At 54.9% G+C, this 18,005-nt stretch carries 15 protein-coding genes and 2 riboswitches; of the genes, 6 read left to right on the forward strand and 9 right to left on the reverse strand.

Features of this window, described 5'->3' with window-relative positions:
- Together ACI48K_RS12535 and ACI48K_RS12540 are read left to right on the forward strand one after the other, a co-directional pair.
- The gene (locus ACI48K_RS12535; protein ID WP_475027930.1) at nt 1-2,706 is read left to right on the forward strand and encodes an alpha-mannosidase; all 2,706 of its coding nucleotides are present in this window, start codon (nt 1-3) and stop codon (nt 2,704-2,706) included.
- Nucleotides 2,707-2,787: 81 nt separating this feature from the next.
- Nucleotides 2,788-3,555 (forward strand): sugar phosphate isomerase/epimerase family protein, encoded by a 768-nt coding sequence (locus tag ACI48K_RS12540; protein WP_475027931.1) that lies wholly within the window; start codon nt 2,788-2,790, stop codon nt 3,553-3,555.
- A 124-nt stretch (nt 3,556-3,679) separates the two neighbouring features.
- Here ACI48K_RS12540 and gcvPB read toward each other — a convergent pair whose 3' ends face one another.
- The 3 genes from gcvPB to gcvT are packed head-to-tail and all read right to left on the reverse strand — an operon-like array spanning nt 3,680 to nt 7,671.
- Nucleotides 3,680-5,170 carry an aminomethyl-transferring glycine dehydrogenase subunit GcvPB gene (gene gcvPB, locus ACI48K_RS12545; protein ID WP_475027932.1) on the reverse strand — a complete coding sequence of 497 codons (1,491 nt, stop codon included), beginning with the start codon at nt 5,168-5,170 and terminating at the stop codon, nt 3,680-3,682.
- The gene (gcvPA, locus tag ACI48K_RS12550; RefSeq protein ID WP_475027933.1) at nt 5,167-6,519 is read right to left on the reverse strand and encodes an aminomethyl-transferring glycine dehydrogenase subunit GcvPA; all 1,353 of its coding nucleotides are present in this window, start codon (nt 6,517-6,519) and stop codon (nt 5,167-5,169) included. Before gcvPA ends, gcvPB begins: the two co-directional genes overlap by 4 nt.
- Before the next feature lie 3 nt (nt 6,520-6,522).
- The gene (gene gcvT / locus ACI48K_RS12555; RefSeq protein ID WP_475028103.1) at nt 6,523-7,671 is read right to left on the reverse strand and encodes a glycine cleavage system aminomethyltransferase GcvT; all 1,149 of its coding nucleotides are present in this window, start codon (nt 7,669-7,671) and stop codon (nt 6,523-6,525) included.
- A 119-nt stretch (nt 7,672-7,790) separates the two neighbouring features.
- Nucleotides 7,791-7,919, reverse strand: a riboswitch (glycine riboswitch).
- A gap of 3 nt (nt 7,920-7,922) precedes the next feature.
- Nucleotides 7,923-8,038: riboswitch (glycine riboswitch) on the reverse strand.
- A gap of 200 nt (nt 8,039-8,238) precedes the next feature.
- On the opposite strand from gcvT, the gene gcvH reads away from it, so the two are divergent.
- Entirely contained in the window at nt 8,239-8,634 is a 396-nt protein-coding gene (gene gcvH, locus ACI48K_RS12560) for a glycine cleavage system protein GcvH (protein ID WP_475027934.1), read from the forward strand.
- A 57-nt stretch (nt 8,635-8,691) separates the two neighbouring features.
- Here the strand turns inward: gcvH and mtnB are convergent, their stop codons facing one another.
- The 4 genes from mtnB to proB all read right to left on the reverse strand — a co-directional run bounded on the left by mtnB (nt 8,692) and on the right by proB (nt 13,011).
- Complete coding sequence (mtnB, locus tag ACI48K_RS12565) at nt 8,692-9,366, reverse strand: methylthioribulose 1-phosphate dehydratase (protein WP_475027935.1); 675 nt, start codon at nt 9,364-9,366, stop codon at nt 8,692-8,694.
- 36 nt (nt 9,367-9,402) lie between these two features.
- Entirely contained in the window at nt 9,403-10,263 is an 861-nt protein-coding gene (gene proC / locus ACI48K_RS12570) for a pyrroline-5-carboxylate reductase (protein ID WP_475027936.1), read from the reverse strand.
- Nucleotides 10,264-10,284: 21 nt separating this feature from the next.
- Complete coding sequence (locus ACI48K_RS12575) at nt 10,285-11,532, reverse strand: glutamate-5-semialdehyde dehydrogenase (RefSeq protein WP_475027937.1); 1,248 nt, start codon at nt 11,530-11,532, stop codon at nt 10,285-10,287.
- A gap of 372 nt (nt 11,533-11,904) precedes the next feature.
- Nucleotides 11,905-13,011: a glutamate 5-kinase gene (gene proB / locus ACI48K_RS12580; RefSeq protein ID WP_475027938.1), complete on the reverse strand. Its 1,107-nt coding sequence runs from the start codon at nt 13,009-13,011 to the stop codon at nt 11,905-11,907.
- Nucleotides 13,012-13,576: 565 nt separating this feature from the next.
- Between proB and ACI48K_RS12585 the strand changes: the two genes are divergently transcribed.
- Nucleotides 13,577-14,392, forward strand: coding sequence for a carbon-nitrogen family hydrolase (locus ACI48K_RS12585; protein WP_475027939.1), 816 nt, complete (start codon nt 13,577-13,579; stop codon nt 14,390-14,392).
- Here ACI48K_RS12585 and ACI48K_RS12590 read toward each other — a convergent pair.
- On the reverse strand, nt 14,387-15,310 hold the full coding sequence (locus ACI48K_RS12590) for a LysR family transcriptional regulator (RefSeq protein ID WP_475027940.1): 924 nt from the start codon (nt 15,308-15,310) through the stop codon (nt 14,387-14,389). The genes ACI48K_RS12585 and ACI48K_RS12590 overlap by 6 nt on opposite strands.
- Before the next feature lie 235 nt (nt 15,311-15,545).
- Between ACI48K_RS12590 and lepB the strand changes: the two genes are divergently transcribed.
- Nucleotides 15,546-16,100 (forward strand): signal peptidase I, encoded by a 555-nt coding sequence (lepB, locus tag ACI48K_RS12595; protein ID WP_475027941.1) that lies wholly within the window; start codon nt 15,546-15,548, stop codon nt 16,098-16,100.
- A gap of 117 nt (nt 16,101-16,217) precedes the next feature.
- On the opposite strand, the gene ACI48K_RS12600 is transcribed toward lepB, so the two are convergent.
- Entirely contained in the window at nt 16,218-16,466 is a 249-nt protein-coding gene (locus ACI48K_RS12600; RefSeq protein WP_475028104.1) for a CcdC protein domain-containing protein, read from the reverse strand.
- A gap of 101 nt (nt 16,467-16,567) precedes the next feature.
- Here ACI48K_RS12600 and leuC point away from each other — a divergent pair, with 101 nt between their 5' ends.
- Nucleotides 16,568-17,992: a 3-isopropylmalate dehydratase large subunit gene (gene leuC, locus ACI48K_RS12605; RefSeq protein WP_475027942.1), complete on the forward strand. Its 1,425-nt coding sequence runs from the start codon at nt 16,568-16,570 to the stop codon at nt 17,990-17,992.
- Nucleotides 17,993-18,005: the final 13 nt, after the last annotated feature.

Consider the following 18,005-nt stretch of genomic DNA (forward strand, 5'->3'; position numbering starts at 1 on the left):
ATGACGAGGCATCTGCATATCGTTTCCCACACCCATTGGGATCGGGAATGGTATTTGACGTTTCAACAATTTCGGTTAAGGCTGGTCGACCTGGTAGACAATCTGCTCGACTTGTTGGACCGGGACGGGGAATTCCGGCATTTTTATCTCGACGGTCAACTGATTATTTTGGAAGATTATCTTGAAATGCGGCCCGGAGAGCGGGAGCGTCTGGCAAAACATATTCGTGAGGGCAGGATTGGAATGGGTCCATGGTATGTGCAGAACGATACCTTTCTAACGAGTGCGGAAGCCACGATCCGAAATTTGTTTCTGGGTATCCGTGAAGCTCGGCGATGGACCGACCATCCGATGATGATCGGGTATTTGCCGGATCAATTCGGACATATTTCCCAACTCCCGCAGATCTTACGGGGATTCGGCATCGACAGCGCGATTCTCGGCCGCGGCTACAAGCCGGAAGCGCACCGGGGGCAAAGCGAATTCGAATGGGTGTCGCCGGACGGATCATCCGTGCTTGCCATCCATCTGCCGAACTGGTATAACAACGCGCAGCGTCTGCCCGTCGAACCGGAGCAGACCGTCCGCCTGCTGGATTGGATTGCCGAGAAATGCGAGCAGTATGCAGCTACAAGTCATCTTTTGCTGATGAACGGCGTGGATCATTTGGAGGCGCAGGAGAATTTATCGGATGTGCTGCGCGGAGTCCGGCCTTTGCTGCCAAAAGATACGGCGATTCATCATACGGACTTGGCGGCATATATCGCCTGCGTTTGTGAAGAACTTCCCGAATTGGCCCGGGTAAAAGGCGAGCTTCGCGAAGGAGACCAGTACTATCTCCTGCCCGGGACGTTGTCCGCCCGGGTATATCTCAAACAAAACAGCATCCGGGCGCAGGATCTGCTGGAACGTTACGTGGAACCGGTTGCGGCGTGGAACGCCATGCTGGGTTTGCAGCCGTATCCGCGTGACGCACTGGCGCTGGCCTGGCGCAAGGTGATGCGCAATCATCCCCATGACAGCATTTGCGGATGCAGCAGGGATGCGGTGCACGAAGAGATGATGTCCCGTTTTCGAGAGACGCACGAATTATTGAACGCCTTGTTGGAGCGGGGACAGCAGAGCCTGGTTCGACAAATGCATATTCCCGGAATGGGCGACAACGATCAGATTTTGATGGTGTTTCATACTTCGTCAAGGGAACGTTCGGATATCGTTGAAGCCGAGGTGGATGTACTTCAGGAGGACGGAGAAGCCGGCATTTGTTTGATTGACGCCACTGGTCGGCTTATACCTCATAAGACGTTGGATAAGCGAAAATTGGGCAAACGGATGCTGAGTCCGATCAACTTGCCTACGACGATTCCGGTCACGCGCCACCGCATTCGGTTTCATGCGGAGAACATTCCCTCCATGGGCTATGCCGCGTACCGGGTAATTATAGGGGGAGGTCCGGTTCTTAACGAGGGAGGCGAAATATCGGAAGAGCTTCGGCAAAAAGAAAGACTGCCCGTTTTGGAGAATAAATGGATTCGTGCGGAAATTGAGCGAAATGGCTCCATACGGATGACGGATCTTGCGGCGGGTCTCGTTTATGAAGGGCTTCATGTATTTGCGGATGACTCGGACATCGGGCACGCTTACGTATCTCATGCGGTTGCGGAAGAGAAGTTGCTGACGACGGAAAATGCGACTGCCCGGGTGGAATGCCTTGCGGATGACGAATTTGAGCAGGCGTACCGGATCGAAATTCCCTGGTCTCTGCCGCTGGGGGCGGATGAGGCCGGATTGTCCCGCTCCGGGCAATATCAAGAATTTCGAATTGAAACGGTGGTTCGTTTGCACCGCTCTTCCCGAGTGCTCGAGTTCAACACCAAGGTGGATAACCGGGTAAAGGACCATCGGCTGCGCGTACTGTTTCCGGTGCCGTTTTCATCCGGATTATGCCGCGCGGGCGGACAGCTGGACGTAATATCCAGACCCAATGAAACGAAATGGCCCAGGGAGCGGAACACACATCCCAATTGGCGTTTTGTCGGCCTGACGGGAAGTTCAGGCGGCATTGCCGTTATAAATGAAGGGCTTCATGATTATGAGCATTCCCATGAGCCGGAGGCGCTCATATTGACTTTGCTTCGTTCGGTACGCTCCATCTCCCGCCGTACGCCCGGGGCTATTGATGAGTATGGGCTTGAAGAGGGGCATCAGGCGCAAGGAGAGCATCATTTTTCATACGGAGTTTACGTTCATGGCCAGGAGGCATCGGGCGCCGATCTTTATCTGGCCGCCGAGGAGTTCGCTAATCCGGTTCGTAGTACGGTGCTCCCGGTAAACGGGGAGAGATGGAAATCGGGGAGACCTTGGGTTCAGGAGTCCGGCATTGAAGGTATGTTCGAACGTCCCGATCCGAACGGGAATAAACCAAAGCTTCCCCATACCGGATCGTTCCTGCGCTTATCGGAGCCGCGAATGCTCATCAGTACCGTAAAGATGGCCGAGGACCGCGACACCCTTATCATCCGGATCTGGAACCCGGAAGATGATTCGATCGTCGGGAAAATCGAGCTGCCGGTTGCGATAAATAAGGCTTATTTGCTGAATTTACTTGAGGAACGTCTGGGCGAACTTCCGATTACCGAATCTGGAGTCCCGGTGACCCTTGGGCCAAAGCGGTTTCTCACCTTGGAGCTCTTGCTGAAGGCATAAAGTAAGGATTACGGCAAGCCATTCGGCATCTGCGATCTGAAGCACAGCGCAAAGTTATTTATCAGGAGGAGGGGGAAGGGAATGGATCAAAACAACATCGCGGCTCAGTTATACACGGTCCGAGAGTTTACAAAAACGAAAGCGGATCTCCGGTCAACCTTGGCCAAAATCAGAGACATTGGCTATGCCGCCGTGCAGGTGTCGGCAATCGGTCCGGTCGAACCGGAACAGGTCAAGGCGCTTGCCGATGAACAAGGGCTTCGGATATGTGCGAGCCACATACCTTACGAGCGGCTAAAGCACGATCTTGCCAATGTGATCCGCGAGCATCGTTTATGGAATTGCCGTTATGTGGGGCTCGGCGTAATGCCGGAAAAATACCGGATGTCTGTGGAAGGGTATCGGGCGTTCCTAAAAGAAGCGAACAGCATAGCGGCACAACTGGACGATGCAGGTTTGCGATTGGTTTATCATAATCACCACTTTGAGTTTGACAAACGGGGAGAGAAAACAGGTCTGGATCTGCTCCTGGATGAATCCGACGACACCTTCGGGTTTGAGCTTGATCTATACTGGGTGCAGGCAGGAGGAGGCAGTCCCGAGGCGTGGATTCGAAAGATAAAGGGACGGATGCAGGTGGTTCATTTGAAGGATATGGCTGTCGTACGCGACAGGGCGGTGACCGCTGAAATCGGTATGGGAAACATGGATTATGAATCGTTGATTCAAGCTTGCCGCGATACGCACGTAGAATGGTATGTTGTCGAACAGGACGAATGCCGGAGAAATCCCTTTGATAGTCTGGATATCAGCTATCGTTATTTGCAAACTTTGATGAACCAAGGATAATTTTGAGTTTTGAGAACAAGAACGCGGCCGGACTTTCGTTCAGAATGGAAACGATCCATTGACGAGGGCCGGCCGCGTTTTTATTTTCATTCATTTCAAGAATATCGACTCTTGCGGTTAATGCTCAGCAGGTGCAATTGAGCACCGGTTTCCGGGCGGCTCCGGTTTCGTCGAGGCGCGTCACCGCCGTGCCGTACGGTGCATTATGCAGGAGATCCGGACTTACTTCGGCTTCCTTGGCGATGGCGATCATGACGTCGATGAAGCCGTCAAGCGTTTCTTTGCTTTCCGTTTCCGTCGGCTCGATCATAATCGCTTCCTCCACATTCAGCGGGAAGTAGATGGTCGGCGGATGGTACCCGAAATCCAGCAGCCTTTTGGCGACGTCCAGCGTACGAATGCCGTATTCCGCAAGGCCGGTACCGGACATCACGAATTCGTGCTTGCATACGCCGGGATAAGGGATACGGTAATAAGGGGCGAGGCGGTGCATCATATAATTCGCGTTCAGCACCGCGTTCTCCGATACTTCGCGCAGTCCTTCGGGACCGTAACTGCGGATGTAGGCGTAGGCGCGCACAAGGATGCCAAAATTGCCGTAAAACGCTTTGACCCGGCCAATCGAGCTTTCCGAATGCCCGGTGCCGCTGCCGGAGCCAAACGAATAGCGGCCGGTGTCCTCATCCTTCACTACAATCGGTTCGGGCAGGAAGGGGGTGAGCAGCTTCTTGACCCCAACCGGTCCGGCGCCGGGTCCGCCGCCTCCGTGCGGGGTACTCATCGTTTTGTGCAGATTAAGATGCACGACGTCAAACCCCATATCGCCGGGACGCGTAATTCCCATGATGGCGTTGGAATTGGCGCCATCGTAGTACAGCAGGCCGCCGGCTTCATGTACGATCGCGGCGATTTCCGCGATCTGTTCTTCAAACAATCCGAGCGTATTCGGATTGGTGAGCATCAGCGCGGCCGTATCGCCGCCGACCGCGGCCCGCAGTGCGGCGAGGTCGACCAGGCCGCGGTCCGTCGAGGGGATCGTGACCGTCTCGAATCCGGCTACGGCTGAACTTGCCGGATTCGTGCCGTGCGAGGAATCCGGCACGATGACCTTGGTCCGGTGCTCGCCGCGGCTTTCATGATAAGCGCGGATCATCATGAGTCCGGTCCATTCACCATGGGCTCCGGCCGCCGGCTGCAAGGTGACTTTATCCATGCCGGTAATTCCCGCGAGGTCGCGCTGCAGCCGGTGCATCAGCTCCAAAGCGCCCTGGATGCTTGCCTCGGGCTGATACGGATGGATTTTGGCGAATCCGGGGTAACGGGCCACATCCTCGTTGATTTTCGGATTATATTTCATCGTGCAGGAGCCGAGCGGATAAAATCCGTTGTCCACACCGAAGTTGCGGCGGGACAATTCCGTGTAATGCCGGATCACGTCGACTTCGTACACTTCCGGAAAGGCGGGCGCTTCGCTGCGGAGCATTCCGGCGGGAATCAGCTCCTCCTTCGCTACTGCCGGCACATCGCATTCCGGCAGGGAATAGGCGATCCGTCCGGGGCGGCTGAGTTCGAAAATGAGCGCTTTATCCTGTTCTTTTCCCTTGATTTCAGTCATAGCAACTCCTCCAATACACTGGCAAATTGGTCGATTTCCGCTTTGCTGCGCTTCTCCGTGACGGCGATCAGCATGTGCCCGGCCAGCTCGGGATAGCTGCGGCCGAGATCATAGCCTCCGATGAATCCGGCATCCAGCAGCTGTTGCTGCAGCCGTTCCGGATCGGCTCCGTCCGGGAGCTTGATGGCAAATTCGTTAAAGGTTGGCGCGGTGAAAGCCGCGCCGACTCCGGGAATCGAGCTTAAGCGTTCCTTGGCGTAGCGGCTTTTTTGCAGGTTGAGCTCCGCTACCTCGGCCATGCCTTGCTTGCCCATCACCGACATGTAGACGGAGGCGGCCAGAGCGAGCAAAGCCTGATTGGAGCAGATGTTGGAGGTCGCTTTTTCCCGGCGGATATGCTGCTCGCGCGCCTGCAGCGTCAGCACGAAGCCGCGTTTGCCGTTCCGGTCGGTCGTTTGTCCGACGATCCGTCCGGGAATCCGGCGCATATGGGCTTCGGAAACGGCGAAAAATCCGCAGGTCGGTCCGCCGAACGAAGGCGCGATGCCAAGCGGCTGGGCGTCTCCGACGACGATGTCTGCGCCAAGCTTGCCGGGCGCTTCCAACAGGCCAAGCGACAGCGGATTGGAGCTGACGATCAGCAGCCCCTTGCGGGCGTGGATGATCTCGGCGACTTCGCGCAGGTCTTCGACCGAGCCGAAGAAATTGGGGTTTTGCACCAGAACGGCCGCGGTATCGTCCGTGACGGCAACTGCCAGCGCTTCGAGGTCGGTCACGCCGTTCTTCCAGCCCACTTCGACGATGTCGAGGTTAAGGCCGTGAGCGTAGGTGGCCAGTACTTCCCGAGCCTCGGGATGCACCGTCCGCGAAACGACAAGCCGTTTCCGGCGTGTTGCCGAGGCCGCCAGCGAGCCGGCTTCCGCCAGAGCGGTTGCCCCGTCGTACATGCTCGCGTTGGCGACCTTCAGGCCGGTCAGTTCGCAGATGTAGGATTGGAATTCGAAAATGGCCTGCAGCTCGCCTTGGCTGATTTCTGGCTGATAGGGCGTGTAGGCCGTATAAAATTCCGATCGGGAAACGACATGCTGAATGACGGAAGGAATATGATGGTCATAGATACCGGCTCCAAGAAAGCTGACATAGCGGTCGGTATCCGCGTTTTTATCCGACAGGGCGCTCATATGCCGGGTCAGCGCATATTCGTCCAACTGCGAGGAAAGCGGCAACTCACCCTGAAAGCGAACCCTTTCGGGAATATCCCTAAACAGCTCCTCCACGGATTCCACGCCGATCACGTCCAGCATTTCGCGGCGGTCTTGTTCGGTTAATGGCAAATAACGATGGCTCATCGATTAGTTCTCTCCTTTCGAGGACGGGGAATGCGAAGCCGAAGGACGGCGGTAAAAAGGAATCGGCACGACCTTGGCCTGCAGGCGCTTGCCGCGGATTTCCACTTCCAGCGGCGTATCGATTGCGGCATACGCGCTGTCTACGAGCGCAAGCCCCAGATTTCGTTTTTGCGTCGGCGATTGGGTTCCGGTTGTCACTTCTCCAATCGGGGACTCCCCATGGGGCGCAAACACCGGATAATGGGTGCGGGGAATGCCGCGATCGATCAGCTCAAGTCCGACCAGACGGCGGGGAATACCGTTTTGCCGCTGCGCTTCAAGCGCCTCGCGCCCTAGAAAATATCCTTTGTTCAGCTTCACGAACCGGGTTACGCCGGCTTCCAGCGGGGAAATCGACTTCGACAGCTCCTGTCCGTACAGCGGAAGGCAGGCTTCGAAACGCAATGTGTCTCTCGCGCCGAGCCCCACCGGAATCAAACCCATGGGCTCCCCGGCCCGCATCACGATATCCCATAACGCAGGGGCATCGGTTGCAGCCGCGTACAGTTCAAAACCATCTTCGCCGGTATAGCCGGTGCGTGACAGCAGCACCTTGATGCCGCCTACATTCGCCTCGGGCAGAAAACGGAAGGGGCCAATGCTCGCAAGTTCTGCCGCTCCTTCATAAACCGAGGACAGGATTTGCAGAGCCAGGGGGCCCTGCAGCGCGAGCAGTGCCGTGGCATCGGATGCATTGCGCAAGGTCACGCCGGAAGAGGGGAGGTGCCGCTGCAGCCAATCCCAGTCTTTGCCGATATTCGAGGCATTCACGACCAGCATGAACTTGTTTTCGGCCAGTTTGTAAACAAGCAAATCGTCCACAACGCCGCCGTCAGGATAGCACATCAGCGTATACTGGGCTTTGCCGGGTTCCAACGCCGTTACGTCGTTGGTCGTCATTTTTTGCAGAAAGCTTTCGGCTTCCGGGCCTTCGGCCCAAAATTCCCCCATATGCGAAACGTCGAACAATCCCGCGCGCTCTCGGACCGCTTCGTGTTCTTTTTGAATCCCGCTGAACTGCACCGGCAGCTCCCAACCGCCAAAATCAATGCATCTTGCATCCGGGTATTTAGCGTACGTTTCATAAAGCGGCGTTCTGAGCAGATCGGTCATCATCATCACCTCAAATGAGCCTTGAATCGGCCGTATTTTCGATTTTTGAGCATAAAAAAACAGGCCAAAGAAATCTCATGCCCCATAAGCCAAAAAGAAGGCATGCGGATTTGCTTCGGCTCTGTCCTTTGTACCTGAGAGTTACCCTGCACGCGTCTTGGCATGGCCGCCAGTATGGCAACCGAATCCGCAATTGCAGGTATCCCCTTGGGTGATCCGCCGGTTATTCACACGGATTCTCTCCAGAGATGCGTCCGGCAGAAGTCCTTTTGCCTGAGAGATTCACCGCCAATAAGACGGCTTGCTCCTTCGGCGTTACTTGCGTATCGGCTGCGGCCGATACCGTAATCTCTCCTTCTGCCCTCAACCGCTGATTACACATCCATTAATACCTAAAACCAGGCCTTGTGTCAATAAAGTTATCATAAAAATTTTTATTATTTCGGAATAAGCATAAGGATAGCGTTTACATTGGGCCGTTCATATTAATTATGTTAATTATATTGACATGCATGATAGATTTGGAATAATCTGAACGTGAAGATTTGGAAATGAGGAGGAAGTACGGTGGCAAATGAGATCAAGGATCAATTTTGGTACAGCGATGAGCATGAATGGGTGCATGATCTAGGGGACGGAACGGTAAAAATCGGCATCACGGATTTTGCCCAGCATCGTCTCGGAGACATCGTGTTTGTGGAGCTTCCGGACGCAGGGCAGGAAGTGGAAGCCCAGGACGGGATCGGAACCATCGAATCCGTTAAAACGGTGGCCGATTTGTTTACGCCTGTTAGCGGAACCGTGCTGGAAGTGAATGGAGAGCTGGAATCCGCTCCGGAGCTCGTGAACGACGAACCGTACGAGGGCGGCTGGATGGTGCGCATTCGCCTCGCCGAACCGCCGGAAGCGGCTTTCTCCAAATTGCTGGATGCCAAAGGGTACGAGGAGTTTCTGGAAAAATAAGGATGGATTTCATCCAAGTTCAACGCGCTCCAAAAATGATGTAATAACCGATACGGTTCAGTTTCTCCCCGGGAGCAGCAGGGACCGATACATCACCTCAAAAATGAATTCAAAAGACTCCAGGCGGCGTGCCGCTTCCGAGGCGTTCCCTCCCCAGACGAAGATGCCGTGTCCCTGCAAAAGCAGGCCGGGCACGTCCGGATTGAGGGCGGCGGGAATCTGCTTCGCAGTATAGGAAATATCGTCATGATTGGGTAAAATCGGGATGCGGTGCGCCGCATCTTTTTCCCATATTCCCAGTTCTTTGATTTGCTCAATGCCTTGGAGGGGAACATATCCCAGGTCCCCGTAGCGCTCGCTGAGCACGTTGTTGAACACGGTATGTACGTGACAAATTGCGCCGCATCCGGTCATGCGGTATATTTTCGCGTGGACCTGGGTTTCGGCGGGGCAGCCAAGGCCGGTCTTCTCGCACGGAACACCCGAAGCGTCAACGAACAGGAAATCCGCCTCGTTAGCGATCGGAATGGACGGATATCCCTGCTTGTGTGTAACGCTGCCGCCGGATGAAACGGCGAAATGGAAAACGTCCGGCTTGAAACCGCCGACGCGAACGGACAAATTTCCGCTGCCGCCGGGAAACCAGCCGCGAGCGGCAAATTGCTCCTTCACGCTGCGGAGATCGGCAAGTGCGGCGAGCTTCTCTTCCCATGGGATCTTGGCAAATTCCACGCAGGGCGTCCTCCTTTTCGGATAGTTTGAGCCAGCTTACAGCAAAACCTCTTTCACGGCTTCGCCCATTTCACGGGCGCGCTCGGCGCAGCGGATCATCGCGGAGCGGACGTTATCCGAAAATCCTCCGGCGTCCAGCACTTCGATGGCAGCTTGCGTCGAGCCGTTCGGCGACGTGATGTCGGCGCGCAGCTTGGCCGGTTCTTCGCCGGTTTGCGCCATCATCGAGGCCGCGCCAAGCACCGTTTGCACAGTCAACTCCCGGGCATGCTCCGGCGTCAGGCCGCCTTCGATGCCCGTGGCGATCATGGCTTCCATCATATAATAAATATATGCGGGACCACTCCCGGATACAGCCGTTAATATTTCCATTTTTTCCTCAGGGATGACGCTAACCGTTCCAACGGCTTCAAATATGGACATCACCCGGGATATCTGCTCCTCCGATACCTCGTCCGAAAAAGCAACCCCGGTTGCACCGAGGCCGATCGAACTGGATGTGTTGGGCATGGTCCGGGCTACCGGCGCTTTGACGCCGAGCAGGGCCTGCAAGGTATCGATCGATATTCCGGCGATGACGGAAACGACCAGCTGTCCTTCGCGAAGCAAAGGTCCCAGCCCCTTGAGCGTTTGGCCGGCATCCTTCGGTTTCATGGCGAGGACGATGATCGCAGCGTTTTGCAGGTGCCCAAGCTTTTCTTCTTCACGGTTTCCGGTAATGACACCGTAACGCGTGGACAAATACTCCAGCCGTTCCCGGCTGGAGCGATTCAGCATAACGATTTGTTCGGGCGCTGCAACATTTTTGTGAATAAGCCCGCCGACGATGGCTTCGGCCATGGAGCCCGCGCCGTAAAAGCAGATGGAACCTTGTGTTGCGGATGGATTTGAGTTCATGGGTATAGCCTCCTGTTGTTCTTATTTCCGGATTTGTCCGTTGCCTTGGATGATATATTTAGTTGAAGTTAATGCCGGCAATCCCATAGGTCCTCGGGCATGGAGCTTCTGCGTGCTGATGCCGATCTCGGCGCCAAAGCCGAATTCGAATCCGTCCGTAAAACGGGTCGAAGCGTTGTGGTACACGGCGGCCGCGTCGATATCCTGCAGAAATCTTTCGGCATTGCTTCGGTCTTCCGTCACGATGCATTCCGAATGCTTTGTTCCGAATCTACGGATATGGGTCAAAGCTTCGTCGACGTTATGGACGATTTTAATATTCAGAATGTAATCGTTATATTCCGTAGCGTAGTCTTCATCGGTCGCCGGAATGGCCCAAGGGATCAGCGCTTTTGCCGCTTCGCAGCCTCTCAATTCCACGCCGGCGGCTTTGAAACGGTTCGCCAGATCGGCCAGATGCCGGACGGCGAAGTCTTGGTGCACCAGCAGCGTTTCCATGGAATTGCACACCGAAGGCCGTTGAACCTTGGCATTCAGCGAAATTGCCGCAGACATTTCCAGGTCGGCGGACGCGTCAAGATACGTATGGCAAATGCCCGCTCCCGTCTCGATAACCGGTACGGTGGCGTTTTTCACGACGTTTTGAATCAAGGAGCTGCCTCCGCGCGGAATCAATACGTCAAGCAGTCCGTTCAGTTTAAGCATTTCATCGACGGAATCGCGGCTTGGATCCTCGATCAGCTGCACGGCGTCGCGGGGCATTGAAGTCGAATCCAGCGCCTCGTGAATGACCTCCACGATTTTGCGGTTGGAGGACAGAGCGGAGGAACCGCCTCGCAGTACGACGGCATTTCCGGTTTTGAGGCATAGGCCGGCGGCGTCAACCGTCACGTTGGGACGAGCTTCGTAAATGATTCCGATTACGCCCAGCGGTACTCTGCGTTTGACGATATGGAGCCCGTTGGGCCGATCGATTTCCTCAAGGAGCTCTCCGACCGGATCGGGCAGTTCGGCGATTAACCGAAGTCCTTCGGCAATTCCTTTGATCCGCTCTTCGCTCAGCGCAAGCCGGTCCAGCATGGAGGCGGATGTTCCGTTCTCGCGTCCGCGCTGAAGATCCTCCCGGTTTGCGGCGAGAATTTCTTCGCTTTTTTCGACCAGCGCACCCGCAGCAGCCAATAAGGCCGTGTTTTTCTGCTCGGCGGTCAACCGATTGAGTATGGCGACGACTTCTCCGGCGAGTATAGCCTTTTCCCGCACTTCACTCATTTTGCATACCTCCTTTTTAATGTGAACATTTTGCCTAATTCTGTTTTTGAAATCATGGCTTCATGCCGAAAGCGTTAATCGAGAACGGTGCTTGACAAGAACCTGTAGCGAACGAGCGAACGTTAATCTTCTAACGAACCGAAATGCCGTTATTTTGGCGAATTCCGGCAGGACAAATAAAGATTCCTGGGTCCGTCAGAACATGAATCGCTGACTTTGGAGGCAAATAAGAGCGCTACAGTTCGTTAGGCGAGAAAAGCCGCCGCTTCCTCGTCGATCCGTCGTCAAGCCCTGATTTCTAACATCGAAAGAATATTAACACGGCTGCCGTTATACGTGTTCAATCTTTAGCTCAATTTGTATGGCGGGACATCACGACTTTAGCGAAATCCACTCATCGCGGTGAATGACTTCGAGCCGGTGAACGGTTTCCATTTTTTTTACGACCTCGGCGCTCGGCAGACCTTTGATCTCCGTCATTTGGTCGGCGTCGTAATTGACAATCCCGCGGCCCAGTACTTCACCGTCTTGGTTCAGCACTTCTACGACATCTCCCGTATGAAAATGGCCGCCCGAGGCCTTGACGCCAACGGGCAGAAGGCTTCGTCCGCCGCGAATCAGCGCCTCTTCGGCTCCGGCGTCGACGGTCAGCGAGCCAAGCGGGGTAGAGAAGAAGCCGAGCCATTGCTTTTTCTGGGACAACCCCGTTCCGTGCGGCTCGAAGTAGGTTCCTTGTCCGTCTCCCCTGAGCGCCTTCACGAGTTCGCCGGATTGATCCGCCTTGCCGACGAACACCGGAACACCGCCAAGCGAGGCGATTTTGGCCGCATCGATCTTGGAACGCATGCCGCCCGTCCCGACCGAGGAACCGGCGCCGCCGGCGATCGCGCAGATCTCGTCGGTGATTTCCCCGACCCGGTCGATCCGGACCGCTTTTGGATCCCGGCGCGGATCATCGGTGTAGAGTCCATCCATATCCGTTAGTATGATCAGATGATCGGCTTTGATCAGATTGGCGACCAGCGCGGACAACGTGTCATTGTCCCCGAATTTCAGCTCGTCGAGCGAAACGGTGTCGTTCTCGTTAATAATCGGCAGCACATTCCGCTTCAGCAGCTCTTCGAGGGCCATGCTGGCGTTCCCCGTCCGTTTGCGGTTCTGAAAATCGGATCTTGTCAGCAGCACCTGCGCGGCGATCACGCCGTGAGCGGCCAGCTCTTCGCGGTACGCCTGCATCAGCAGGGCCTGCCCGACGGCGGCCGCCGCTTGCTTTTCGTGCAGCAGCTTCGGCCTTTCAAAATAGCCGATTTCGCGGAAGCCTGCCGCCACGGCGCCCGAAGTAACCAGCAGGGGCTGATAGCCGGCTTGGCAGAGCCCGGCCAGCTCGGCCGCGAAATAATTGACGGCTTTCCGGTTTAGTCCTCCTTCCGACGAAGTCAGCGAACTGCTCCCGATTTTAACGACGATACGGCCTTGCATGGAGATCACTCCTCTAATTGATGAAAAGGGAAATAACCGTGGAAAAACAAAAAAACTTCCGCCTTTGCATGCAAAGGACGAAAGTGTGACTTCCGCGGTACCACCTTTTTTGATGATGTTATCATCCGACTCGAATGCCCGTTAACAGGGGCGCTGTCCGAATTTTGCTCCGGCCGCTCGGGGATAGGGCTTCGGAAAGGGCGAACATGTAAATTCTCGCAGCCTAAGGAATTTACTCTCTGGGCGCCGCGGTCTTTCGTACTGGTCCCGTCTTTGCGTTTACCAATGTTTCTTTCATGCTGTTCAAGATGAATTAATGTTAGAATACCATGCGTGTCGAGCCTTTGCAAAAGAAAACCTGGATTCGAACGCGAAAAAAGACCCTTTTCATGAATAACAATGCATCAAAAGCTATGTCGGCAGTCAGTTTATTAAAAGCGCCGGAGGCATAATATGAATTCGAATAAGAAACAAAAACCGAAATGGCAACGAAAACATTGTTCGTTTTCAGATAAAACGTATAATATGGGATAAAAATAGCCTTGCGGAAGGGGCGGAGGGCCGAATGGACGGGACGAAAAAGATTACAAGCTGGAATATTGCTCTGATTCAAAGCGATATCGCGTTTGGCGATCCGGAGCGCAATCGCGAGAGGATCGAGCGCGCCATGGAAAAGGCGGCGTCTGCCGACGGGAAGCCCGATTGCCTGGTGCTGCCTGAGCTGTGGAATACGGGTTACGCTCTGACAGAGATTCATCGGCTTGCCGACCCGGAGGGAAAAGGTGCCCGGAACTGGATTGCGGCTTTTGCGAAGCGCCATAACATTCACGTAGTGGCCGGCTCCATCGCCGAAAGACGGGATGAACGGATTTATAATACGATGCGGATATTCGGCCGGCGGGGAGAAGAGGTAAGCGCCTACTCCAAAATACATCTGTTTCGCCTGATGGAGGAAGAGAAATATCTTGCCGCGGGAGAGCGGCCGGTTATTTTTGAGCTGGACGGTATCCAAGCGGCGGCTTCCATTTGCTATGATATACGATTTCCCGAGCTCACCCGCACTTTGTCGCTGAAAGGCGCGAAGATCCTGTTCGTTGCGGCCGAGTGGCCGCATCCGCGTCTGCATCACTGGCGGACACTGCTAATGGCGCGGGCCATCGAAAATCAAATGTACGTTATCGCATGCAACCGGACGGGAGTGAGCGGGGACACTTCGTTTTGCGGCCATTCGCTGATTATCGATCCTTGGGGAGAGATCGTAGCGGAAGGCGGCGAAGGAGAAGAAATCGTCACCGGCCGGATCGATCTCCCGCTCGTTGGCGAGGTCCGCGGCAGAATCCCCGTTTTCGCCGATCGCCGACCGCAGCTGTATGATTTATAAATCCTCCGGTTCGCCGTTTCGTTGTTCCATCGTGGTTTTGAAGGTTTCGATAAATGCTTCCGCCGCTTTGGACAAATAACGACCCTTGCGGTAGGCGATGACCAGCGTCCGGCTTGGTACGGGATCGGCGAGCGGCACATAGACCGGGATCAGCTCGCTTCGCTTGGCGCGTGCGATAAACCGAGGGACAAACGTAATGCCCATGCCGGCGGCCACGAGCGACTGCACGGTTTCGATGTTGTTGCTCTCGAAAACGACATTGGGCTCAAAACCTGCGCCGTGGCATAGATCCATCGTCAGCTTGCGGAAGCCCTGGCCTTTTTTGAGCACGATAAACGGCTCATCCTTCAGCTCTTCGACGGAAATCCCGCGCTGCAGCGGAGTCGCCGAGGCCAAGCGGTGGGTTGGCGGCACCGCCAAATCGATGATCTCTTCGCCGATTGGGACATAGGTGAGCGTCGGTTCCTGAAGCGGCAGAGACAGCAGGCTAAGGTCGGTTCCGCCGCCCGCGGTAAGCTTCTCCAGATTCAGCGAGGTGTCCTCACGCAGCGTGATCTGGATGTCAGGATAAGCTTCCTTGAACGCGGGCAGGACGTAAGGCAGCAGGTGGGAGCCGGTGATCGGCATGCTGCCTACAACGACGCGTCCGGCGCGCAGCTGGGAAATATCGTCCATTTCCTGGCGCAGCTGCTCGACGGCGTCCATGATTTTGCGCGCATGCTGAATGAAGCTGTCGCCGGCGTAAGTCAGCTCCACGCTGCTGGTATTGCGCTGAAAAAGCTTGACTCCAAGCTCCTGTTCGAGCTTTGACAATTGCTGGCTTAGCGAGGGCTGGGCGATATGCAGTTTGTCGGCGGCCCGGGAGAAGTTTTTTTCCTCCGCGATTTGAAGCGTATATTGAAGTTGGCGAAGTTCCATGTTTCCACGTTCCTTTCATTGAAGAAGAGATCATCCATTCTCAGCTTATAAGTTTTACCTATAGAGAGTATACATGAATATAGGAGAGAGGTGAAATTCCCCGTTCTCCGCACTGGCGCGGAGGTATTGAAACCGGCCTTCGTTTGTGGTATGGAAGAAGTTTGTCAGGTGCGGTCCAGCCGGGCTATAATGAAAAATATATGTTTTGTGAATTAATTCCCGGAGGTTAGTTTTCATGAAAAAAATTTGGAAAGAAGTACGGGGCTGGGGCATTTCCATAGTGGCCGGTTTCGTTCTTGCCTTGTTCATCGGTATTTTTGTTATTCAGCCTTATAAAGTGGACGGACATTCGATGGAGCCGACTTTAAACAACAATCAGCGGATATTTGCCTGGAAATTCGTACATGTGCTCGATAAGCTGCCGAAATACGGAGATATCGTGATTATCGACAGCCGTGTCGACCGGAGCCGTTCTTTTTGGGACGACGTGAAAGAACACCCGCTCATCGCCTTGATTTCCGGTGAGAAACAGGAGGATTTCTATTACGTGAAAAGGGTCATCGGACTTCCCGGGGACACTATTGAAGTGAAGGAAGGCCATCTGTACCGCAACGGAACCGAACTGCAGGAGCCTTACATCAAGGAGCAGATGAGCGTGGAGCCGGATCAGACCTGGAAGGTTCCTGATGGGAATGTGTTCGTGATGGGGGATAACCGCAATAACAGCAAAGACAGCCGGATCATCGGGCCGGTGCCGCAGGATCATGTCATGGGTGTGGATTCGTTTTAGGCTCCATAACAAAATATAACGCACAGCAAAAGCTGCCGCTGCTTTAAACCGGATTTCGGGTTTATGCAGGGGCAGCTTTTGTGGTTATCTGACTTTTGCCGGCGAGGTCCGGCTTGTTTATTCATTCAGCAAGATAAGGTAGTAAAGGGCGTAATAAGTGAACATAATCAAGGTAAACCCGGATAACCAGGGGTTTTGGGCACCGCCAAAGACGGGTGAAGCATTTGCCATGTATGTTCCTGTTCCCGTTTCTCCCGCTTGAGCGGTGAACGCGTCGTATAGCCGATATACGATCCTTGCCAGAAATAAAGCCGTAACCAGAAACCCGATCCAGATGGTTTGGTTAAATGATATGGCAGGTCTTATAGTTTGAACCTATAACAATTATAGTTATTATATCTTGGATCAATGAGAGCCGAAATGTTATATTGAATTCACGTATTGATACCTTGTGTGGGGTGAATTCAATGAGCAGCAAAAAAACTATGTACGAGAAAATTTGGGATAATCACGTCATTTATCAGGAAACGGGCAAACCCAGCATTTTGTATATCGACTTGCATCTGGTGCACGAAGTAACGTCGCCGCAGGCTTTCGAAGGCCTTCGGCTTAGCGGGCGCAAAGTGCGCCGTCCGGAATTGACCTTTGCGACGATGGATCACAACGTTCCGACCAAAGACCGTTTTAACATTGCCGATCCGATCTCCAAGCAGCAGATCGACACGCTGTCGCAGAACTGCCGCGATTTCGGCGTCACCTTGTACGATCTGGATACGATCGATCAAGGCGTCGTACACGTCATGGGGCCGGAGCTCGGCCTTACGCATCCCGGCAAAACGATCGTCTGCGGGGACAGCCATACGTCGACACACGGCGCATTCGGAGCGCTGGCCTTTGGGATCGGCACGAGCGAAGTGGAGCATGTGCTGGCGACGCAATGCCTTCAGCAGGCCAAGGCGAAGACGCTGGAAGTCCGCTTCGTCGGCAAACGGAAACCGGGCGTAACGGCAAAGGACTTGATCCTTGGCGTCATCGCCCAATATGGCACGGATTTCGCCACCGGTTACGTTATCGAGTATACGGGTGAAGCGATCCGCGAACTGACGATGGAAGAGCGGATGACCGTCTGCAACATGTCGATTGAAGGCGGCGCCAGAGCCGGGTTGATCGCGCCGGACGACACGACGTTCAACTATTTGCGCGGACGTCAGCATGCGCCGCAAGGCGAAGCCTTCGAGCGGGCGGTAGCGGAATGGAAACAGCTGACGACCGATGAAGGAGCGGAGTACGACCGCGTCGTTGTGTTCGATGTCGATTCGCTGATCCCGCAGGTGACTTGGGGCACGAGTCCCGGCATGGGCACGAGCATTGACGCCAAAGTGCCGAATCCGGCCGATTTTGTGAGCGACAATGAACGAAAAGCCGCCGAGAAGGCGCTTGAGTATATGGGATTGAAGCCGGGAACGCCGATGACCGACATTGCCGTCGATTACGTGTTCATCGGCTCCTGCACGAACGGCCGGATCGAGGACCTGCGCGCTGCCGCCGAAATTGCCAAAGGATACAAAGTGTCGGATAAAGTAACGGCAATTGTGGTGCCGGGTTCCGGCCGGGTTAAAATTCAGGCCGAGCAAGAAGGTTTGGACAAAATATTCACGGAAGCGGGCTTTGAGTGGCGCGAAGCGGGCTGCAGCATGTGCCTGGCCATGAATCCCGACGTTCTCCAGCCGGGACAACGCTGCGCCTCCACCTCCAACCGGAACTTCGAAGGACGTCAGGGCCGCGGGGGCAGAACGCATCTGGTTTCTCCGGCGATGGCGGCGGCAGCGGCGATCAAAGGCCGTTTCGTCGATGTCCGCGATTGGCAGGTCAAACGCGAAGTTGTCAGCTAACCTAGGCGAAGAG

This window comes from Paenibacillus terrisolis (assembly GCF_056171975.1).